Annotated in this window: 15 protein-coding genes; 5 read left to right on the plus strand and 10 right to left on the minus strand. The window is 45.8% G+C overall.

Annotation, left to right across the window (positions count from 1 at the left end):
• The first annotated feature begins 5 nt into the window (after positions 1–5).
• Complete coding sequence (torS, locus tag AB4486_RS09690) at positions 6–3,011, plus strand: TMAO reductase system sensor histidine kinase/response regulator TorS (RefSeq protein WP_372117023.1); 3,006 nt, start codon at positions 6–8, stop codon at positions 3,009–3,011.
• A 135-nt stretch (positions 3,012–3,146) separates the two neighbouring features.
• On the opposite strand, the gene AB4486_RS09695 is transcribed toward torS, so the two are convergent.
• Genes AB4486_RS09695 through AB4486_RS09705 form a run of 3 tightly spaced genes read right to left on the minus strand, consistent with a single transcriptional unit; the run spans position 3,147 to position 7,187 of the window.
• Positions 3,147–4,727 (minus strand): hydantoinase/oxoprolinase N-terminal domain-containing protein, encoded by a 1,581-nt coding sequence (locus AB4486_RS09695; RefSeq protein WP_017064777.1) that lies wholly within the window; start codon positions 4,725–4,727, stop codon positions 3,147–3,149.
• 4 nt (positions 4,728–4,731) lie between these two features.
• Positions 4,732–5,856: a DUF917 domain-containing protein gene (locus tag AB4486_RS09700; RefSeq protein ID WP_229647755.1), complete on the minus strand. Its 1,125-nt coding sequence runs from the start codon at positions 5,854–5,856 to the stop codon at positions 4,732–4,734.
• Positions 5,857–5,861: 5 nt separating this feature from the next.
• Positions 5,862–7,187 carry a cytosine permease gene (locus AB4486_RS09705; RefSeq protein ID WP_017064775.1) on the minus strand — a complete coding sequence of 442 codons (1,326 nt, stop codon included), beginning with the start codon at positions 7,185–7,187 and terminating at the stop codon, positions 5,862–5,864.
• Between the two features lie 93 nt (positions 7,188–7,280).
• Between AB4486_RS09705 and AB4486_RS09710 the strand changes: the two genes are divergently transcribed.
• The gene (locus AB4486_RS09710; RefSeq protein WP_017085486.1) at positions 7,281–8,219 is read left to right on the plus strand and encodes a LysR family transcriptional regulator; all 939 of its coding nucleotides are present in this window, start codon (positions 7,281–7,283) and stop codon (positions 8,217–8,219) included.
• Positions 8,220–8,341: 122 nt separating this feature from the next.
• Here AB4486_RS09710 and AB4486_RS09715 read toward each other — a convergent pair whose 3' ends face one another.
• The 3 genes from AB4486_RS09715 to AB4486_RS09725 all read right to left on the minus strand — a co-directional run bounded on the left by AB4486_RS09715 (position 8,342) and on the right by AB4486_RS09725 (position 13,893).
• Positions 8,342–10,696: a fatty acid cis/trans isomerase gene (locus AB4486_RS09715; protein WP_372117025.1), complete on the minus strand. Its 2,355-nt coding sequence runs from the start codon at positions 10,694–10,696 to the stop codon at positions 8,342–8,344.
• A 236-nt stretch (positions 10,697–10,932) separates the two neighbouring features.
• A complete protein-coding gene (locus AB4486_RS09720; RefSeq protein ID WP_372117027.1) occupies positions 10,933–12,597 on the minus strand; it encodes a VRR-NUC domain-containing protein in 1,665 nt (554 codons plus the stop codon).
• Between the two features lie 57 nt (positions 12,598–12,654).
• On the minus strand, positions 12,655–13,893 hold the full coding sequence (locus tag AB4486_RS09725) for an OFA family MFS transporter (RefSeq protein WP_017067032.1): 1,239 nt from the start codon (positions 13,891–13,893) through the stop codon (positions 12,655–12,657).
• A 594-nt stretch (positions 13,894–14,487) separates the two neighbouring features.
• Here AB4486_RS09725 and AB4486_RS09730 point away from each other — a divergent pair.
• Entirely contained in the window at positions 14,488–14,868 is a 381-nt protein-coding gene (locus AB4486_RS09730; protein WP_017064770.1) for a hypothetical protein, read from the plus strand.
• Positions 14,869–15,048: 180 nt separating this feature from the next.
• Here the strand turns inward: AB4486_RS09730 and AB4486_RS09735 are convergent, their stop codons facing one another.
• Positions 15,049–15,393, minus strand: coding sequence for a YajD family HNH nuclease (locus AB4486_RS09735; RefSeq protein ID WP_010428973.1), 345 nt, complete (start codon positions 15,391–15,393; stop codon positions 15,049–15,051).
• 286 nt (positions 15,394–15,679) lie between these two features.
• Here AB4486_RS09735 and yghU point away from each other — a divergent pair, with 286 nt between their 5' ends.
• On the plus strand, positions 15,680–16,537 hold the full coding sequence (yghU, locus tag AB4486_RS09740; protein ID WP_372117028.1) for a glutathione-dependent disulfide-bond oxidoreductase: 858 nt from the start codon (positions 15,680–15,682) through the stop codon (positions 16,535–16,537).
• 176 nt (positions 16,538–16,713) lie between these two features.
• Entirely contained in the window at positions 16,714–17,037 is a 324-nt protein-coding gene (locus tag AB4486_RS09745) for a DOPA 4,5-dioxygenase family protein (protein WP_017060873.1), read from the plus strand.
• A gap of 165 nt (positions 17,038–17,202) precedes the next feature.
• On the opposite strand, the gene fruA is transcribed toward AB4486_RS09745, so the two are convergent.
• Genes fruA through fruB form a run of 3 tightly spaced genes read right to left on the minus strand, consistent with a single transcriptional unit; the run spans position 17,203 to position 21,099 of the window.
• Positions 17,203–18,963 carry a PTS fructose transporter subunit IIBC gene (gene fruA, locus AB4486_RS09750; RefSeq protein WP_372117029.1) on the minus strand — a complete coding sequence of 587 codons (1,761 nt, stop codon included), beginning with the start codon at positions 18,961–18,963 and terminating at the stop codon, positions 17,203–17,205.
• 15 nt (positions 18,964–18,978) lie between these two features.
• On the minus strand, positions 18,979–19,956 hold the full coding sequence (gene pfkB / locus AB4486_RS09755; RefSeq protein ID WP_017067035.1) for a 1-phosphofructokinase: 978 nt from the start codon (positions 19,954–19,956) through the stop codon (positions 18,979–18,981).
• Positions 19,957–19,965: 9 nt separating this feature from the next.
• Positions 19,966–21,099 carry a fused PTS fructose transporter subunit IIA/HPr protein gene (fruB, locus tag AB4486_RS09760; RefSeq protein ID WP_017067036.1) on the minus strand — a complete coding sequence of 378 codons (1,134 nt, stop codon included), beginning with the start codon at positions 21,097–21,099 and terminating at the stop codon, positions 19,966–19,968.
• Positions 21,100–21,398: the final 299 nt, after the last annotated feature.

Below are 21,398 nucleotides of genomic sequence, written 5' to 3' on the forward strand. Positions count from 1 at the left end.
AGTTTATGTTGTTAGCTTCAGCGAGTATTGGACGCAAGCTGCTGGCCTCATTCTTAGTGATGGCACTGTTGGTTCTATTGTCTGCATTGATCGGTGTTTCTGGTTTTAGCTTTGTAGCCAAAACGGAAAGAAACGTCGTTGATTCGGCGCTTCCTGCCATGATCGAAGCTCGTCAGGTTTCTGAGTTGAGTAACCGTATTATTTCGTCAGTACAAACACTTTCTAATGCGAGAAACGAGGCCGAAAGAAAAGAGGCTGGCACCGTACTGTTTGACCAACTTGAGTCGCTTCTTCAACATATCAAAGAGCTTGGTGTCGACAGTTTCGATTCTCAGCTCCTCAATAAACTCGAAAACAATGTTCAAAGCGTTATTAACACACTGGCTGAGTTGGGTGTGTCGGTTGAGCGTAAGCTTTGGTTAAGCAAAGAGTTGTCGTCTCGTGTCGAAGAGATGCGCCTATTGGCCGAAGAGCTAGAGCAGTTGACGCGAACCCAAGTTTTGAACACGGCTACCATTGCGGTTGCTAACGTCACGCATATCTATGACCTGCTAGAAACCAAAGAAACGGATAAAGCCTACCAAGCCTTAGATGCGCTTGTAGAGGTTGACCTTGATTTGTCTGAGCGCCTACACGAATTGCATTTGCTGGCGTTCAAAATGCTTAACCAAATTGAAGAAACGCAAACCGTTACCAACGTAGAGCGTATTCATCAAATCCAATCAGAATTTGAATCCAACCTAAGAATCATGGCGCGCCGCGTTAAAGCGGTCGAAGATCCTACTCGTTCAGCGCAGATGTCTCAGCTTCTAGAAGAGCTCAGAAAACGCCAAGTCGTGTTCGATATTTCATTAGAACAATATGAGAACACCAAAAAGTCAGAGTTTCTGATGCAAAATACGTTGGAGCTGTTCTCTCAGCTGAATACAACGGTTAACCAACTGGTTGATGATTCAAACCGCAGTACCAAAAAAGCGGTTGATGAGCTGACCAGCACGTTGAATTTGGCTCAATGGTCACTGTCTGTGATTTCGGTTATTGGTTTGGTTATCGTTGCATTTATCGTGTGGCGAGTGGTGTATATCTCGGTTGTTAAACGTCTTACTGAATACTCATCGGCCTTGATGTCTATCGCACAAGGTCGCCTGAATATTGATATCTCGGTAAAGGGTAATGATGAGCTGGCTCATATGGGCGAGGCGATCATCACTGCCAGAAACACCGCGCAGGCGCTACAAGTGGTTGCGGTGGGTGAAGCAAAGGCGAAACGCGAACTTGAAGAGCACAAAGAACACTTAGAAGAGTTGGTCACAGACCGAACCTACCAGCTGCAAAAGACCAATGAGAAGCTGAACATCGAGGTAGGGAACCACGCTAAGGCTCGTAACGCCGCAGAACAAGCAAGCCGCGCAAAATCCGCTTTCCTTGCGACGATGAGTCATGAAATACGAACGCCGATGAACGGTGTATTAGGTACTGCAAGATTGCTCAAAGATACCGGGTTAGACCCGCTGCAATCCGGCTATGCAGACATCATTAACCGCAGCGGTAAGAACCTACTCGCGATTTTGAATGACGTGTTGGATTACTCAAAGATTGAAGCAGGGCATTTAGAAATCCGCACTGCTTCGTTTGATCTTCATCAGATGGTTCAAGATACCTATCAATTGATGGAAGGGCGTGCCGCTGAGAAGAAGCTGAACTTTGATTTCCATATTGAAAGTGATGTGCAACGCTATTGGCGTGGTGACGTAACGCGAATCAGCCAAATCTTGAATAATTTGGTCGGTAACGCGATTAAGTTTACGGAAAGTGGCTCGGTCGATATCTTTATCAGCTTAGATATCGAAGATGAAAATCGAGTGATGTTTGAAGTGTCAGATACAGGTGTCGGTATTGATGCTAGCGAACAAGCTTGTCTGTTTGATGCCTTTACCCAAACCGATAGCGGTCGCAACAAAACCGGCGGCACAGGGCTTGGATTAGCGATCAGTAAAAGCATCATGTTGGCAATGAACGGGGATATTGGCGTTCATTCTGAAGAAGGCGAGGGTAGCCAGTTTTGGTTCTCACTGCCACTTGAAGCCGGTGAGAAGATAGAAACGAAAGTACCGGTCATTGAAGCGTGTATTCGAGCTAAAGTACTTCTGATTGAAGATAACCCCGTAAACTGCATCGTTGCTGAAGGCTTCTTGCATAACTTGGGGCACGAGGTTGTGATTGCGACAACCGGACAAGAAGCGAGAGCCATATTCAGTGAGCAAGAGTTCGATATTGCGCTGGTGGACATTAACTTACCCGACTGCGATGGCGTCGAGTTAATTCCACAACTCAAAGACGATGCGCTTCAGCATAAAAGTGAAGAAGACGTAATTCGAAAAGTACCCCCAATGATCGCAGTATCGGCTCATGTGTTTAACGAAGAAGTGGAAAGCTATTTGTCGTCTGGCTTTGATGGATTCTTACCTAAGCCGTTAGAGAAGGAAGCATTATCGGAATTGATTGTTGAGCAGTTGGACGGTCACACGCTGTTGCTGCCTCAGCCGGATCCGTCAGATGCTGTTTGCTGTCAGCTAAACTCTAAACCTCAGGAAACCGAGCTAGACTTATCAGCATTGGCATTTGCAAGCTCGACACAACGAGCAAACCAAGACGCGGAACATAATCAAGGAGAACCGATTGTGCAGATGATTAACCCTAAGATTATCAAAGACGACTTGGCCATTCTCGGTCGAGAAAAAATAGTGCAGATTGTTGGGTTGTTTGACCAAAGCAGCCAAGTCACTCTCGATGAACTGATTGTGGCAAGTGCCGCTGACAACGCTCGTGAAATTAAGTCTTTAGCTCATAAACTGAAAGGGTCTGCCGGCAGCCTAGGATTATCTGCACTGTTTGCTTTATGCCAGAGCATTGAAGCGAGCGAGGATCCATTACTTCAATATCGCGATAATGCAGACTCATTACCTGAATTGGTGAAAGACTCGTTAGCAGCGCTCCGAGAGCAACTATAGAGTGGCTATTGGGCGGAAAGCCCCAAAATAAGAACAGAAAACAAAAAGCAGGCTATTTCTCCGTTTTAATATGAAGAAGTGACCTGCTTTTTTATTGTCGAATAAGAATCTAAGTAAGGCTTTCAAGGAACGGCTCTAAGCCATCTTGATATGTCCAGCAGCTTTGATCTTAACGTGAACCATATTGCCTTGTAGGTAGCTTAATGGAATCTCGCTGCGTTCAATGATCGCGACATTATCGCTGCATGCGCCAGCTTCAATCGCCAGTTGCTTTGATTGCGCTTCCAAGCCCTTTAAGGTCTCTTCACGTGATGCTGGGTCAATCGGTACGATCTTATCGAATTGACCTGATATTTCACCCAACGCAACACCAATCGCATTAGCCACTTCAAAGTGCTCAGGACGAACCACTTGGCTCACACCTTCAAAATGATCTGGGAATAGGGCACTACCACCACCAACCATGATTACGGGTACACTCGCCGCAGAGGTCTTCATCTTATCGATGCCTTCTTCAACATCCGTGACCATTTGTTGATAAATCTTGCTTGCTTGTTCGGCTGAAACACCAATCTCATCACTCAGTTGATGTTCTGCCTGCCACTGCATTTGTCCTGTTTTGAGTGCAATATCGGTGAGCGTAAGTTCATCACCACCAAAGCTACGCGCCGTTTGCGTCAAGGTATGGCCAACACTTTCTGGGCCTAGCTCTATACGCTGCTGTTCAAAGCGAACCTTGGTACCACCACCAATGGCTAACGCCAAAATATCAGGCATACGGAAGTTGGTTCTCACTTCACCGATTTCTACTGCTAAGCTCGATTCTCTTGGGTAGCCGTGAGTCAGTACGCCGATATCAGACGTAGTGCCGCCCACATCGACCACAATCGCGTCTTTTAACTTAGTTAAGTGACTCGCTCCACGAATCGAGTTTGTTGGCCCACAAGCCACAGTAAGAATCGGGTACATCAATGCGAACTGCTGTGACATCAGTGTTCCGTCGTTCTGACCGAAATAAGGCGTGGTGTGGATTTCATGATTGATGAGTGCACTGCAAAAGCCGTCAACGAATCGTTTTGCTGTCCCTTGCAGAGCCGCATTGAGGATAGTGGCGTTCTCACGCTCTAAAAGCCCTAAACTGCCCACTTTATGGGATAACGATAGGTTCACGCCCGGAAGTTCTTGTTGAATCCATTCTGCTGCTTGAAGCTCCTGGTCGCCGTTGACGGGAGAGAACACTCCGCAGATAGCAATGGAATCCACTTGGCCTTTCATTTTCTGGCAAAGCTCGCGGATCTCAGACTCTTGAATGTCGGCAATCAACTGGCCGTCATATTCATAGCCGCCGTGTGCTTGGTAGAAGTGCTGACCAAGCAGGTTTTGCCACGCTTCACTCCAACCACAAAGGGGCGGGACGCTATCACCACTGGGAAGCGCTAAGCGAATCATGCCGACTCTGTCTAAGCCTTTTCGTTCAACGATTGCGTTGGTGCATTGAGTCGTGCCAAGCATCGCGTGTTTCACTTGCTGACCATCAATGTTTGCTTGGTTTAATAGCGCAGAAATCGCGTTGTCGATCCCTGTTGAAACATCATGTGTGGTTGCGGTTTTTACTTTGGCAATCACATTTAAGTCTGCGTCGAGCAGCACACCGTCGGTATTGGTGCCACCTACGTCAATGCCCAAACGGCAGTAATCAAGCGTAATGTTTGTCATGCGACTACCTCTTCAATGCAGACTTTAGTTGTTCAATGGTTTGATACTCGACGGTGTAGCCAAAGTAACCCGGGCCCGCGACTTCAATACCTTTGTCAGTGCGCCATTTGGGGTCGCAAGGGTAAGCGATAAGGTCGATGCGCTGCCCGTAACGAAGTTGTTCGGTTGTGATTGGCTTACCCGTTTCATGATCCAAGATCGAAATAAGATCCGGTGTTGATGCCAGCAGGTTATCTTGGCTCATGTCTGCGCGGCTTGTACCTTTGTGCGCGAGAAGTAATTCGTTTTGGAACTGCACAAACACGTTATCGACGCCGGTATCTTCAAACTGAGCCAGCTTTTCAATCACGACACCACCTGTTGCAAAACCACCATCGGTTTCACGTTGAATATCAACAATCTTGCCACTGATGATGGTATGGCCGCCGACAATGTCTAATACGGCCTGTGTGCCACTTTTATTGTTGTCGTTCGCCAGTCTAATCGCTTCACCAATCTTCATTGCTTGGGTCAGTGTTGCAGGCAGTGCGCTGCGTTTTAGGTTCTTACCGTTCATTGGGTAATCGCACATTGCTGCAGAGCCGCCCATCTGCTCGGTAATTGGCCTCGCAAACTTTTCAGACCAAATACCGTCAATCGGATAAAGCGTGACGATATTGCCACGCTCATCGGCCAATGTGTTCGGTGCCGAAGGGAGACCATCAAGAAAGAAGGTCACCATCTGAGCTTCTGGGAACGCACGTCCCATCGCATCACAATCGATCACAGGAATGTTCTTTTGTGCTGCAACGAGAATTGGAATCAATGAATTGAAGCCGCCTACTTCGATAGGAAACGTTGCCGCTACTTCAGTGCCGAGCGCTTTTTCCATCGCTTCGAAAGCAATCAACATTTGATCTTTCGAATTGAGTTTCTCTACTGCGACTGTTGGTGCGCCAATCATTGAAGAGGGCACTGTCATCCAATCGTCTTGCACGTCTTCTAAAGGAATCATGCGTACAGGGTGCTTTGCCGTTGCAATGGCTACTTTCGCCATCAAGGCACCGCTGTATGGGTCACCGCCGCCGCCAGTACCTAATACCGTCGCACCCAGCGCGATATCATCAATCATTTGTTCAGTAATAATCACAACTACTATTCCTTATCACTTGAAGGAGAAAGCTTCATTAGGGCGAGGTAAATCACACCAGCGGCAAGAATGCCGTCTAACGCCGAGATGCTGGTGAACGAAAACAGGTTGAAAAACTCTGGTGCAGTACAAGCGCTGAATGCAGTACCAAATGCCCAAGAAGCCAAGCCTTTAAACATCCAAGCTGGAACTTGTTGGATGTTCTCAAAGCTCATTTTTGTCGAATCTAAAACATAATATTGAACGATGTAGACACCCGCAGCAGGCGCAATGGTTACGCTGAGTAGCATTAAGAAGTCGGTAAACTTGTTCACCATGCCGAGTTGAGCGATACCAATGCCGACGATGGTCATGATCACAACCAGAACAGGGCGCGGAATCTTAGGTAGAACCATCGACATGCATAAGCCGCCAGAGGTTAGGTTGCTACTGTTGGTGGTCCATTGTGCGAATACCAGTACTATAATGGCCGCCATGCCTAAACCTAAGGTGAAGAAGACCTCAACTAGGTCGTCGGTGCCGGTCATTTTGGTCAAGATCAATGCGATAAGAATGATGGCACTGTTGCCGACGAGGAAACCGATACCCGCTCCTAAAATCGCATCACGGCGTGTTTTGGCGTAGCGAGCAATATCAGGTGCAGCAACCGCAGCTAGAATCCAGATAGACATAACAAAAGAGATGGCTTGGCCAAGCGTCAAAGGATCTTCAATCGATGGCGCTGCGCCACCTTGATAATCAGCAGCCATAAACAAACCGATGGTAATCAACGTCACCATCAATGGAACAGAATAGGTACTGAGTTTGCCTAAAGCACGAACGCCATAGATAGCCGTCATCATCATTAACACACTGCCGCCAATAAGAGCGGTGAGGTGTGAAATTATGATGTCGTATTTCGCCAGTGCATCGACCATGATGAAAGCGAAGAAATCAGCCTGGAATGCGAACCAGCCGACTAATGAGATGCCGTTGATGAAGCCAAGAATTTTACCGCCGTTACGGCCAAATACCGCGCTGCTCACCAGCGGGGTAGACACGCCAGCTTGAAAGCCAATGTTGGCACACAGCATCGCGATGATCGCCAATAAGCCGGAACCAATAAACGTGGCAAGCAGTGCGTCTTCAAAACCAATACCGCTGCTTAGAATCGAGCCGAGAAACAGTCCCGAAATGTCGATGCCGATTGCCAACCAAATAAGGCTGATGACCCACCAAGATCGTTTGGCCTTCTCGGGAACGGGTTCCAACTCGAAGTCATCTATCTTTTTGTGGCTGTGTGTTGCTTCGGGTTTATTCACGTAAGCTTCTGCCGCCATAGTGCCATCCATGCATTGTTATTCCATAAGTGTGAATAAAGCATACTGATGTATTTATTGTTAATAAATGAATATAATCAGATGTAAACATAACAAAAAACAAATGTGAGTGGCAAAGTGAATTCAAACAATAAGTTAGATAAAAGAGACCTGCGAAGATTAGAGCTTTTTTGTGAAATTGTTGAGCAAGGAGGCATCAATCAGGCGGTCGCAAGTACTGGGATTAGCCAACCTGTGCTCAGTAATCAGCTTATTGCCTTGGAAAAAAGCTTAGAATTAACATTATGCCAACGTGGAAGAAGGGGTTTTAAGCTGACTCACGAAGGTGAGCAAGTGTATAAATATGCGAACCAATTAAAATCGACTTTAACCGACTTCGCTTACAAGTTGCGAGGTGTACAGACAGAGCTCTCTGGGCATGTGCGAATTGGGTGCTTAGATAACACCGTTACTTTACCCTATAACCCACTTCCCAAAGCGATCGAGACGTTTTATCAACGCAGTAACAGTGTAGAGGTGAGTGTTGATGTCGGTGATTTCACCCAGTTGAATGAGAAGCTAGCAAAGAATCAGATTGATATGATGATAGTGGTTCTAGGGTCACATCAAAAATCAGCGTTTCAACATAAATACCCACTGTTTGAAGAGCACAGTTATCTGTATGCGCGCAAAGATCTGGCCGAGAAGATCATGGACAGGGATTTCTCATTGAATGGCTGTCGTATCAATATGGGCGGCTATGCCAAAGACGAGATGTTCCGATTACTAAATATTGAGCAGTACGATTCCGTAAAGCCTTTTGATGGTTGGCATGTTGAATCGGGCGTGATTCTAACCTTGGCGGGTACACACCTGAGTTTCTTGCCTTCTCACTTAATCGACCGTGGCCATTATGACCAAGCCTTAATTCCGCTTCAGCCCGAGAAGTGGAGCCTTAAGAGTCAGTTTTATGTGGTGTTGAAGCAACCTGTAGATTCCCTTTCTCCCGCCGCGCGTGCGTTTTTTGATGAGCTACACCAACCGGAAACATCGGATTCAATCTAGATCACTTTTCGCTTCTTAAGAGCACTTCTCGCTTCTCAATAGCATTTACGATACTTTTCCCCATAAACAAAAAACCTCTGCCAAGACAGAGGATTTTTGTTTTTAAAAGTTATGCGTGAAAACTAACGGTTCTCAAAGCGGTTGTAATCCAACAGGCCGAACTCGATAGGTTGCGCTTGTTGATACCAGCGATGGACACGGTCACTGAACGGCCAAAACTCCGGAGAGCTGCGTCGTACAGCAAACTTATCAAGTAACGCCACGTAGTCTTCTTCCGTGTTCAAGTTCTGTAGCGTTTTAACCAGAGTCGGAATGTCGCTTTCGGTTAATGACAGGTAAGCCGCAGGGTAGCTACCGACAACGCCTCTTACGAGGGTTAGGTCATCATTGGCGTAATCACGGTTACCTTCTTCATTAAACAGGCTCGAAATGTTGCTGTGAGCGTTGTTGTGAATCATGGTGAACAGTTGCTCTTCGCCGTTTTCGCCTTCAATCATGATCATCACTAATTGAGGCACATGACGCAGGCCTTGTCCCTTAATCAAATTCACTTGATTAAGCAGTGCTTCATTCTTTCTACCAAAACCTGTTTCAACAATCTTAAAGCGATTATCGAGAACAGGTGCGAGCTTATCTTTGATCATATTAAGCAGTTCACGCTTCGGATCGGCCGTTTTGTAAACCACGCTGGTCGGCTGATCAAAAGGTGCAATGTTTCGCTGCAAGTAGTCACTCAGTTGTGTGCTTTGGTTCTGGTACCAACTAGAGTGTTCAATGTGGCGAACGTCTTTAGGAAGAAGGGTTAAGAAGTTACTCTCACCTTCAAGGCGCAAGAAGTCCATGAACATGCGTGTAATCAGTTGGTGGCCAAAGTTACCGTAAACATCGAAGCCTGCAACGAGAAGATAGTGAATACGCTCTAGAAGAGCATAATCAAGAATCCATGCAGTCTTAGGTTGAGTGCCAACTAACCCTTGTACAACAGAGGCGCTATCGAAGTGCCTAAAGACGGTGAGAGCAGCATTTGGGTTGATGCCGTCGCCATCCCAAATGATGCTAGTGTCTAGGTTTACGCCACTCTCGAACCATTGGTTGGTGAAGTCTGATTTCGCGTTTAGGTATCGCGCTTGTTGCTTCGCGTATCTTACCCAGTTGGTCACAGGTACGGTGTTACTTTTCAGCTCGCTAGGCAGCTTTAAGTTTTTCTTTTGGCTCGCATAGAAGGCGTTAATTTCCGGAACATCGGCTTTCTCTGGGTCGATGAAGAAAACCCAAAAACGGTCGTTAATTACGTTCAAGGCAAGTTGACCACGACACACCGGCCCTTTGATATAGGCCATGATGGTGTTTTGCGCGTTATCTAACATGAAGTTGAAGCGCGAGTTTACTGGCAGCGCTTCAAATGATGTCATTGGGTTAGCAGAAACATCGATGTCGTAACTAGGAAGTTGTTTTACTGCGTAATTGACGTCGACAAACCAGGTATTCCACTTTTGTAGACGCTCTTTATTAAGTGCGAAAGGCATATGCGTTTTGTCGACGATGGTGCCTTGCTCTGGAATCAGACGGTAGTAAACACGGTCTACTTTTGGATCGTCATAAGGGCGACGAGTCGTGATGCGCTGTACCGCTTCACCTGGTGGTGTTGCAGAGCGAACAACAGTGAAGAAGCGTGTTGGCTGAGCTAAATCAGAAAAATAGACATGAGATAAAAACAGGTGCTCGTAGATGTAACGTGCTGAAAGTTGACTCTTATTGTCACTCTTGTTTAAAAAGCTTTCGTAGACATTAACGAGCTCTTGTTCTGCATCAGTCAATGGAATGTGGTCGTTCATTAACGCGCCATTTTCCAACCAACTCATTAAAGTCGCGTATTCGGTTTTGTCTAAGTTTGGCATCCCATAAGGCATTCCCCAAGTTGGGTAATCTCTCTCGTATTGAGCGTATTCTTCAATGGTTGGGCACTGTTGGTCGCGATCGATTGAAAAGTCGAAACCTTCAAGCTGGGTTTGATCGGGCAGAGGGTGATTCTCTTTCTGGATCAACATACGAGAAACAAGACCAGCATCGAGGTTAGCCGTTGAGTTTTGCATGCGCTCATTGAGGACAGGATGAAAATCCGCATCGCGCCACTCTTGCGTGGTTAAAGCATCTTCAAACAAGCGAGTAGGGGCTGATGCCGTTAAGCGGGTGCCTTGATAAACGAGTGCCTTGCTCGCGCCTCGGTCTATACCTTCCACTGAAGACATTTTGAGTTGGCAAGGGGCGTCATAACAAGCGTGACAAACCACGCATCGGTTATCAATGATGGGCTTTACTTCGTCAATGAAGTGCTGCGCTTGAGCTGAAAGAATAGGTGCTTGGCGATCGCGTACTTGTTGTTCACCAAACAGTTCGTCGAAGTTTAAACCCGCGTAGACGGCACAACCTGAGAAGACGCTAACAAAAGCTAAAATGAAGAGTTTTTTCAAATTCATACGTATTTAAATATTAGGCATTTTCTATAATTATATCGAAAATGATTGAAAATGCTCATGTTCTAACAATTTTGTAGACAAGATCTTGATGGGACGAGTGACTTGTCGATGCGCGTCACTCGCTAGTGCTCAGAAATTGGTGTTTAGACTTAGCTAGATTTAAGTCCCAAGAGCTAAAAGCTAGCAGTTAAGAGTTAAGAGTTAAGAGTTAAGAGTTAAGAGTTAAGAGCTAAGACTCATTGATTGACGTAACAAACAGAGAAGGGGGCAGACAATCGCTCAAACTCTTTGATCCAGCGCCACTGGTTGTCTTGCAGTTTATCGCCAGGGCCTTTGACTTCAATCCAATGAAACTCATCGCCCTTGAACGCAATCAAATCCGGCATCCCAGTTCTAAATAGCTTTAAGTCACTCAATATCACTTTGAAGAGGTCTACAACCAAGGCATTTGGAATTGAAGCCATGCCGTGTTCGATGAGTGCTTTAGGAAAATAATTCCAATGAACAAAGGGGTTCGCGATACCTTGCTTTTCATCGTAAGTATCAAGAAAATGGTTCAGCCCATGTTTGGATATCGTTTGAAACACGGCTTCAATCTGTTCGGCTCGCTTGTCTACGAAATCTGAATGGTACAGATCCAATGGTCGATGTTGGTAACGATTGATAAAGGCGCCTTCAACGTCTGCGAAAATGACATCCCAGAAAGCCAAACCAAACAAGCCACACAGAAAACTGTTTTCTGAAAAGTAGACGTCCCAACCTTGGTTCTCAAAATGCTGCTTTACCGCAAGCTCGACTCGAGTTTGGCTGAGGTCTAATTCCAGTTTTAACTCTTTGCAGCTCGGCTTTATGGTTCGTGAAACTTTGTGCCCCTGTTTCCGTAGCAGCCGGTCTTCAAGCTTAATAGCGACTTCCAACTCTGACACATCCGATGGAGTAGCTTTCATTTGCGTGACAATGTCACACATTAAGTCTAGCGTACCTTGCTTATCATAGATGCGTGCAAGTCGTTCTCTGCTCGGAGGAAGTGTAGATTGTCTGAACCAAAAGATTGCTTGGTCGTTTAGATTAAGCCTTTCAAGATCGCGAGCAACATCATTGATCAAACGCGATCGTTTTCTGGCAATACTTCTGTGTTCTGATTCTTCAGGAATCGCATTTAAAATCAGTTCCAGAAACTCGCCATCTTTGCGGTCACCTTCTGAATACAAGCGTTGAATATCGCGCATCTGGATTAATTGATTGAGCTGATCCCTAGAGGTGAAGAAGCGGCGTTGCTTGCTTAATGGGTAGTTCTCAAAGGTGTTTAGCCCAAGGTCGCTTAACACGAACTGACTTAAGTCTTGATAGGTGTTGGCAAAGAACAGCAACAGTAATACATCAATCACTTGAGATTCGATGACGTAAATACAGTCGAAAGAGAGGTTTTGAAATTGATCAAAAGGTTGCTGATCAAGCCGTAACAACAGCTCGTCTTTCTTGGCATTTCTATGGCTCTTAAGGGCGGGGAATACACTCAACAGCTCTGGTTTGGTGAGCAAGTGCAACCCGAGCTCGACCTCACTAATGGCGAGGTCATGCTGTTCTTCGGGATGACTCAACCCAATGAAGCCTGAGCTGTTTAGCTCTTGCAGTTCGGTCTTTAGATCTGGGATCTCAACATAGTTGAGTTTATCGCTGCGAAACCAACGGCCTTTACGAGAAAGCAAACGAACCATTAGGCATTGGCTTGAAACAGAAAGACGTTTGTATGCGGACAACCAACGACATTCATCATCACTCAGAAGATCGGGGTAGAGCGTTTGAGCGTGTTCAACCAGTCGATTGAAGTTGTCGAGATAATAAGTGGGGGAGAGCTGAAGAGTGGTTTCGGTCGTCAATGGAGAAGTCGCTTGATACAAAAAGAGCCTAACCCTAAGGTTAAGCTCTTCAGTAACAAATTCAATCTTTTCTGTTGATTAAGCTTGTGATGCTTTTAGTTCTGCAACTTTAGCTTCAGAGATTGGTTTAGTGATGATTGCTAGAACAATACACACTGCCATCATAACTGCAGAGATTGTGTAAGCTAGGCCGTAACCTTCGCCGTTTGACATTGAGAAGCCAACAACTGCTGCACCGATAGCGCCGCCGATACCCCATGCCGTGTAAAGCACGCCGTAGTTAGTACCGTAGTTTTTCAGGCCGTAGAACTCAGCAGTTAGTGTTGGGAATACTGCTAGAAGCGTACCGTAACCAACCGCTGCGATAGCCGTACCAATGATTAGCGTGAATTCAGAGTTGAACGTAGCGAATAGAGCCATGTTCGCGCCTTGAAGGATGAACGCTAGAAGTAGAGTACGTACGCCACCGATTTTATCTGCAAGCATACCCGCAGCAACACGGCCGCCTGAGTTGAATACTGCAAGGATAGACGCTAGGTAAACTGCGTTTGGCAGGTTAGCTTGAACGCTAGCAATTGTAGTGATGTTACCGATGATCATTAGACCAACAGATGCAGCGAATGCGTACATGATCCATAGAGAGTAGAACTGAGGAGTCTTCAGCATTACTTTCCAAGTTAGGTCTTCAGTCTTCTTAACCGCTTTAGGAGCTTGGCCTGCTTTTACTTTAGGCTCAGCTGGCGTGTAATCCGCTGGTGGGTTGTTGATTGTTGCTGCTAGAGGTACTGCGATTGCAAGTACACCAACACCAAGAATCATAAAGCTAGTTTGGATACCCATGCTGTCGATTAGCGCAGAAGTTACTGGTGCTAGGTAAATAGCCGCAAGACCGAAGCCTGCTGCGATAAGACCGTTAACCATACCTTTCTTAGAAGAGTGGAACCACTTCATTGCTGATGGAGACAGACATGCGTAACCGAAGCCGATACCTGCACCTGTTATAATACCGAACGTGATGTTCAGCATCATAGGCGTTGTAGCGAAACCAGAAGCAATCATACCTAGGCCTGTAAGCGCTGTACCTAGGATAAGGATCTTACGTGGACCCATACGGTCTTGTAGGATGCCCGCAACAAGAAGACAAACAGAGAATGTGATAGTTGCAATAGCGTAAGGTGAAGATGCTTCAGCAGCACTCCAACCAGCTTCAGTTACTAGCGCTTTGTTAAATACACTCCAAGCATACAGGATGCCAAGACAAAGGTTGATACAGAAGCCTGCTAGCAGGATACGTGTTGCTTTATCAATCTTGCTCATTTTTATTCTCAGTTTTGTCATCGGTTAGTGGAGAGCCACTTAACTAAAGACGGGTTATTGTGATTGTTTCTTCAAAATTAGTTTGCGTTTCTCAACAGATAGCGCAAAAGAGCGCGGATTATAACCAATTAAAATGTGATTGGAATCTCTTTTTCCATTTTTGGTAAATTAAATTCAATTTGTTAATAAGTTGTTTTTCATTGGTTTTTGAAATGTTTTTAACACCTCTCTATTTTGTTCTTTTTCGCTCTGTCTTCTTATTATTTCAGGGATTTTGAGGTGATGGTTTTTGAATAGACGCGTATTGCGTGCGGATATCACAGAGTTACAAATAATTTTAATTAATTTCCAAGGTTAAATTTGTGTAACAAAATAAATCGTAACAGCGCTTTGCTCATATGAGACAAGGAGTAACGGAGTTTTATTAAAAACAGAATGTTAAGCAATTGTTAAGGGTGATTTTTGTTAGTACTTTTGCTTACATTTTGTTCGATTGGAGGGGTTGTGTTGTCCGTAAAAAGTGGGAAAATAGTATGCAAACTGAGATTCCAAATTTGAAAGGATGCGTTTCCAACTTATGGTGAGGCGAGTATTATGAAACTGTTTTTAATTTTATTGATGTCAATTTCTGGTGGTGTAGCGGCAGCTGACCATATTCACTCTTTCCTATTCGGCTTCTATGTTGCGGCTCTAGCAGTTGGTAGTTGCTACTGGCTTGCATTCCGCAGTACGCGTTTCCCACAGTTGGCATTAGTGCTATTGATGTGTGGCTTTTTTGCGAAAATTGCAGTGACTGTTATCGGTGTTTCTTGGGGTATCTCGAACGATATCATTCAATCGCCGTTCATTTTCTCATTGTCATACCTGTTCTTCTTAGTGGTTGTGTCTTACGTTTGGTTTGCATACCGCGATAAATTGACGCTAAAACAACGCGCTAAGAAGGTAGAAGAGTCTCGCAAGCAAGCGGCAGCATAATTCGATTTGATTCTTAAAAAGCCTTCTTCGGAAGGCTTTTTTGATCCTGCCTACCTGAACTCTATTATTTGGTTATGACGGCAGATAAAAGAAACCCCAGTATGGTGACATACTGGGGTTACTTGTTATGTATCTATTATCTAGCAGTTACCATCTACCAAAGACTACTCTGAAGGTGTGTTATTTCTTCATCATCTTAGCGAGATCGGCGAACGGGTTGTGTGTCGCTGACTGATGATCATCTAAACTCGCTTTTGCATCCACACCATAACGCTCATGGTCAGTGTATTTTGAATGCTCATGATCGTGACAGTACAGGCACAGTAGCTCCCAGTTGCTGCCATCTTCAGGGTTGTTTGTATGGTCGTGATCCACGTGGTGAACGGTAAGCTCTCGGAGGTTTGAGTAAACAAATTCACGCGCACATTTACCACAAACCCAAGGGTACAGTTTTAGTGCTTTTTCGCGGTAGCCTTTCTCTTGGCGAGCATACGCTGCACTCGAACCTGTGTAATCAGAAGACATTGCCAAATCCTTATCAATTGTAATATCCCGATTTTATCACAGCTTTCTTGAAGCTGTCGGTATGTCGTTCGTAAAATCATTGCTAAATGATGCAGTGGACTTATCGAGATTAGATTGAAGTTTGAATACAGACTTACCTTCTACACACACTAACGCTTAAGCGGGTTATGTCTTTCTGGAATAAGCCATGCTTAACAGTTTGAAAATAAATCGTATTCAGGGGTTTTAACCGCAGGCATGTGACCTAATATCAGTTTGTGAGACCCTATATTAATAAGGAAATATCATGTCAGAACAATACACTCCACCAAAAGTTTGGGTTAACGATACTGCTGGTGGTAACAAGTGGGCAAGCATCAATAGTCCTGAATCTGGAGCTCGCTTTGATAAAGAACTTCCTGTTGGTGACCATGCTTTTCAATTGTATTCTCTTGGCACACCTAACGGTCAAAAAGTCACTATCTTGCTGGAAGAGTTGTTAGCGGCGGGTGTTAAAGAAGCTGAATATGATGCGTACTTGATCAACATCGGTGAGGCTGATCAGTTCTCTTCTGGCTTTGTTGGAGTGAATCCAAACTCCAAAATACCAGCACTTGTCGACAAGTCTGGTGACGAAGACGTGAATGTATTCGAATCGGCATCTATCTTGATGCATCTAGCAGAAAAATTTGGTCACTTCTTACCAAAAGAAGGGGCAGCAAGAACGCAAACCATTAACTGGTTGTTCTGGGCACAAGGCTCGGCACCATTCCTAGGCGGTGGTTTCGGCCACTTCTACGCTTACGCGGATGAAAAGCAAGAGTACCCAATTAACCGCTTCGCAATGGAAGCTAAGCGTCAACTAGATGTGTTAGACAAACAGCTCGCAAATAACACATTTGTGGCGGGTGACGAGTTAAGCATCGCTGATATCGCGATTTGGCCTTGGTATGGCAACCTTGTGCTAGGCAAAATTTACGATGCGGCCGAGTTTCTACAAGTTGAGTCTTACACCAACGTTGTGCGCTGGGCGAAGCAACTTGAAGCGCGCGAAGGTTTCCAACGAGGGCGAGTTGTTAACCGTTCATTTGGCGAAGAGTGGGAGCAAGTACCAGAACGCCATTCCGCAGAAGACATCGACCGTGTTTTAAAACTACGCCCGTAGTGATTTAAAGAAATAGTCAATATCACTAGAGTTTGTTTTCGATTCGTTCGAGTAACAAACTCTAGTTTTCCCATTTCAAATTGATCCTTCCGAAAGCAAGCTCACCTATTTAGGTTTGGCTATTAAAGGCGGTTTAGGTATAAACTTGCGACATCATAATTCTAAAGGATGGTGCCATGTACCACGGTCATATCTATTTCCCTCTGCGATTTGCAGAGCAAGCAGAAACACTGCGTCAGAAAATTTTAGCGGAACGTAAAGATGTATTAGAGGTTTTCCCATTAATACAGCGTTTGGTTGGTCCACATAAGATGCCAATGTTTGAGATTCACTTTGCGAACAAAGAGTCGGGCATTGTTGAATGGCTTGAGCAAGAACGCGGTGATATGTCGGTGCTTATTCACCCTGTAACTGGCGGTGAAGAAACTTTGGATCACACAGTACGAGCGATCTGGCTTGGTCGTGAATTGGGTGTCTTTGAAGAAACGCTTACTAGCTAATCAAATATACCAATATTGCACTTAACTCATTCCGACCGGAAAATACATGAACAATAAAAAGGCTCCTCAAATGAGGAGCCTTTGTTTTAAGGAGCCGTTTTACCAAGAAACCGGTTATCAAGAGCCTCTGGTTATCGGGCTGAACCGTTAACCAGAGTAGGGGGATTAAGCCTCTGCAGTTACCTTAGAGTCACTCATCTTTTTAAGAGCCGCGTAACCAAAGCCTGTTACCGCTGTACCTGCTGCAATCGCCAATAGGTACATTAGAACTGGAGAGATAGCACCAGGAATCAGTAGTACGAATAGACCGCCGTGTGGAGCCATTAGCTGAGCACCAAACATCATTGATAGAGCACCTGTTAGTGCACCACCTGCCATACAAGCTGGGATAACACGCATTGGATCTTTCGCTGCGAATGGGATTGCACCTTCAGAGATGAAACATAGGCCAAGAACGAATGATGCTTTACCTGCTTCACGCTCGCCTGCTTCAAACTTGTCTTTCACTAGGAAAGTCGCAAGGCCCATACCTAGAGCTGGAACCATACCTGCTGCCATGATTGCTGCCATTGGTGCGTAAGTTTGCGAAGCCAATAGACCAACACCGAATGTGTAAGCTGCTTTGTTTACCGGACCACCAAGGTCGAAACACATCATTGCGCCTAGAATCACACCCAGAAGAATCGCATTAGACGTTCCCATGTTGTTTAGGAAAGTTGTCATTGCGCTCATCACGCCAGAAACAGGGCCACCCACGATGTAAACCATCACAAGACCAGTGAACAAACTCGCGATAAACGGAATGATCAGGATTGGCTTGAGGGCTTCCATGGATTGTGGAAGTTGAACCTTGTCGGCAATGAATTTCGCTGCGTAACCTGCAATGAAACCTGCTGCGATACCACCTATGAAACCTGCGCCCGTTGAGCTAGCCAGCATACCGCCGATTAGACCTGGAGCCAGACCCGGACGGTCAGCAATTGAGAATGCAATGAAACCAGCAAGAACAGGAATCATCAGAGCGAATGCAGAGCCACCACCGATAGTCATCAGTGCAGCGGCCAGCGTGCCTTCTTCTTTAAACGCTTCGATACCGAATACGAAAGAAAGAGCAATGATCAAACCACCTGCAACTACCACTGGAAGCATGTGAGAAACACCCGTCATTAGGTGCTTGTACACGCCTTTCTTCTCGTCAGCAGGCGCTGAATTTGAAGAAGCAGTGTGTTGGTATGGTTTAGCTTCTGCGAATGCTTTTTCCATCTCTTGCTTTGTTTTCTTAAGCGCAGGACCCGTTGTCGTTTTGTATAGCGCTTTGCCGTTAAAACGATCCAGAGGAACGTCGATGTCAGCTGCGATGATAACAAGATCAGCGTCTGCGATTTCTTGGTCAGTCAGTTGGTTTTTCGCACCTACAGAGCCGCGAGTTTCCACTTTGATTTGGTGACCTAGGCGTTTGCCTTCTGCTTCAAGCGCTTCAGCTGCCATAAAGGTATGTGCAACACCCGTTGGGCAAGCCGTAATCGCTACGATCTTCTTGCTGCCTGTGCTTGCTGTTGTAGAAGAGTTTGGAGAGGTACCGGTCACTTCAACAGTGCTTTCAACTTGAGAAGCGTCTAGTACTGTTGCTTCTACTACCGCTTTCTCTAGAAATGCTTTTGCATCCGCAGTGCATTCCGAGATAGCTGCTTGGTACACTTTCTTGCCGACAAAGCGCGCTTTATCAACGTTGGTGTTGGCTGCGATAACCACAACGTCGCTGCTGTCGATAGTGTCTTGCGATACGGTTGAGTCAGGTAGCACGCTTGATTGACATTCAATAGCGGCGTTCCAACCCAGTGCTTTTGTCGCTTGCTCTAACAAGCCTGCGGCGATGATGCTGTTTGCTACGCCACTAGGGCAAGCTGTGATAATGGTAATATTCATAATAAACCTTTTGTCTTATTTGCTTGTGTCTAACTGGCTAGTTGGAGCACTAAGCGACTGTAATTGGATATTTTGTAGTACTGAATCCAGCTCTTGTTGGCTGGTGATGCCCACGCCTACCTGTGAAACTGCTAGAGCAGATAGGGCGGTTGCGAATTTAATAAGTTCTGGTTTTGGCATCTGTTGCATGTGACCCCAACATAGGCCAGCAACTAAGGTGTCGCCTGCGCCTACCGTGCTTACTACTTGCATGCGCGGTGGTTGAGCATGTAACCATTCACCTTGGTTTAGCCACATCACGCCTTCTGCGCCAAGTGACACCACGATGTTTTCAATACCTTTTTCACTTAGGGCTTGGCCTGCGTGTTGGCATTGGTCGCGTGTGGTTAGTTCTGCATTGAACAGCTGAGACAGCTCTTCGTCGTTTGGCTTAATCAGCCAAGGTTGCGCATTGATACCGGCTTTAAGTGCGTCACGGCTGCTATCAAATAGCACCTTCTTACCTAAATCGTGTAAGCGTTGAACCCAAGAAGCGCAAAGCTCAGGAGAGATGCCCTGTGGCAGGCTGCCTGCAATCACGAAGTAATCGTGTGTTTCAGCAAGCTCTAACAAGGTTTCTTCAAACGCTTTGATAGCGTCAGCATCAACAGGAACACCTGGGAAGTTGATATCGCTTACTTGGCCTGAATTTTCTACCAATTTCACGTTGATACGAGTCGCGCCGTCGACACGGATGAAGCGGTCAGTTGCGCCCATCTGCTCAAACAGTTGGTAGAACGCTTCTTCGTTATTGCGACCAAGGAAACCTGTTACGGTCACTTTCGCGCCAAGCTCTGAAAGTACTTTCGCTACGTTTACGCCTTTGCCCGCTGCATGCAGAGAGCCTTTGTTTACTAGGCTCACTGAGCCCACATTAAGTGCGTCGATAGCGCCTGTTAGGTCGAGAGCAGGGTTTAGCGTAACGGTAACGGCTTTGATTTGTTTATCAGACATATCGATTCCTTAACCTTCGCCAAGGCCTGAAGCGATAGCTTTACCAATCGATTCAAGTGCTTGTGCTGCATCTTCACCTTCAGCAACAAACTGAAGCTGGTGGCCGTGTTTAACGCCAAGCGCGATGACTTTCATCAAGCTCTTCGCGTTCACTTCTTTTCCGTCGCCATCTAGGTTTGAAACGCGGATCGTTGATTCAAACTTCTTCGCTTCAGCAACTAGCATTGCACCCGGACGAGCGTGTAGGCCGTGTGCGTTTTTGATTTTGAATACTGCGCAGTTGTCATCGTCTTGAGAGGCTGTAGAAACCGCTTCACCTTTCAGAAGGCCAATCACTTGCGCTGCGTCAGCGGCTAGCAGTTGTTGCTGTTTACCTTCGAAAACCATCTTGCTTAGGTTTGCCAGAATAGATTGGTGCGCGCTGTTACAAGCAGCAAATGCGACCAATGCTTTAACTGGTGTACCTTCGTATTCACAATGGTTGGCTGTTGAAACGAAAGATACGCCAGTGCGAGTTACACCTTTGTCGCTGCCCAACAACCACAGGCCTTGGCCTAGGTGAGTTGGTGTTTTCGTTACCAGGTCAGCAACGAATGCGTTGTCTGTGCAACCTGTGTTTTTAAGTAGGCCGCCCGCAACTGCAGACATTTGAACCATGTCGCTCGCAGGGAATAGTAGCTGAACTAAAGAAGCGTCTAGGTCTGCTTCTAGCTGAACTTCGCCGTTAAGTAGGGCGATGATTTCGTCTTCTGATTTCGCTTGCTTTAATTTCTCTTCAACGCCGTCAGCCGCTAGCACTTTCGTTAGCTGCTTAAGAATGCCTAAATGCTCGTCAGATTTCGCTGCAATACCAATTGCTACGTAAACACGGTTGCCGTCTGCCCAATCAATACCTTCAGGGAAGTGGTGTACCGCAACGCCTGTCTCTTTTACTAGGCCACGCGTATCCGTCGTTCCGTGAGGAATCGCGATGCCGTTACCTAGGAACGTAGAGTTCTGGTTTTCACGGTTCAGCATTCCTTCAACGTAACCAGAGTCAACTAAACCTTTAGCTGTCAGGTCGCCAGCAATGTTTTGGATTGCTTTGAATTTGTCTTCGGCAGTTTGGCCTAGAGTGATGTCAGATTTTGATAATTTAAGCATGGTGCCTCTTTAGCGTATCGCTTGAGAATTTGTGTATCGCTACGATTCAGTCTAGAGCAAGGTTTATGGAGCTTAACTCGTTGCTTAACTATTTGTTTTACTTTGGCTGAATCGGTTCAGCATTCAGTGTAAAAAAATTCAGCAAAGCCGATTTTGGTTTTCAAAATAGTTTTGCTGCGTGTCGTAATTTCAGTTTCGTTAACAACAAGAAGCTGAATCACGACAAATGACGCTCAATCCATTCAAAAAGATGATTGAAGTCACTTTTCAGATTTTGCTGAATCCTTTCAGCTTTTATA

This window comes from Vibrio sp. 10N.222.55.C6, from assembly GCF_041473395.1.
Taxonomy (GTDB): domain Bacteria; phylum Pseudomonadota; class Gammaproteobacteria; order Enterobacterales; family Vibrionaceae; genus Vibrio; species Vibrio crassostreae_C.

Excerpts from the sequence above, each read along its gene's own strand:
- torS (WP_372117023.1), top strand. The coding sequence starts at position 6 with ATGTTGTTAGCTTCAGCGAGTATTGGACGCAAGCTGCTGGCCTCATTC.
- AB4486_RS09695 (WP_017064777.1), bottom strand. The coding sequence starts at position 4,727 with ATGACAAACATTACGCTTGATTACTGCCGTTTGGGCATTGACGTAGGT.
- AB4486_RS09705 (WP_017064775.1), bottom strand. The coding sequence starts at position 7,187 with ATGGATGGCACTATGGCGGCAGAAGCTTACGTGAATAAACCCGAAGCA.
- AB4486_RS09715 (WP_372117025.1), bottom strand. The coding sequence starts at position 10,696 with ATGAATTTGAAAAAACTCTTCATTTTAGCTTTTGTTAGCGTCTTCTCA.
- AB4486_RS09725 (WP_017067032.1), bottom strand. The coding sequence starts at position 13,893 with ATGAGCAAGATTGATAAAGCAACACGTATCCTGCTAGCAGGCTTCTGT.
- AB4486_RS09730 (WP_017064770.1), top strand. The coding sequence starts at position 14,488 with ATGAAACTGTTTTTAATTTTATTGATGTCAATTTCTGGTGGTGTAGCG.
- AB4486_RS09735 (WP_010428973.1), bottom strand. The coding sequence starts at position 15,393 with ATGTCTTCTGATTACACAGGTTCGAGTGCAGCGTATGCTCGCCAAGAG.
- yghU (WP_372117028.1), top strand. The coding sequence starts at position 15,680 with ATGTCAGAACAATACACTCCACCAAAAGTTTGGGTTAACGATACTGCT.
- AB4486_RS09745 (WP_017060873.1), top strand. The coding sequence starts at position 16,714 with ATGTACCACGGTCATATCTATTTCCCTCTGCGATTTGCAGAGCAAGCA.
- fruA (WP_372117029.1), bottom strand. The coding sequence starts at position 18,963 with ATGAATATTACCATTATCACAGCTTGCCCTAGTGGCGTAGCAAACAGC.
- pfkB (WP_017067035.1), bottom strand. The coding sequence starts at position 19,956 with ATGTCTGATAAACAAATCAAAGCCGTTACCGTTACGCTAAACCCTGCT.
- fruB (WP_017067036.1), bottom strand. The coding sequence starts at position 21,099 with ATGCTTAAATTATCAAAATCTGACATCACTCTAGGCCAAACTGCCGAA.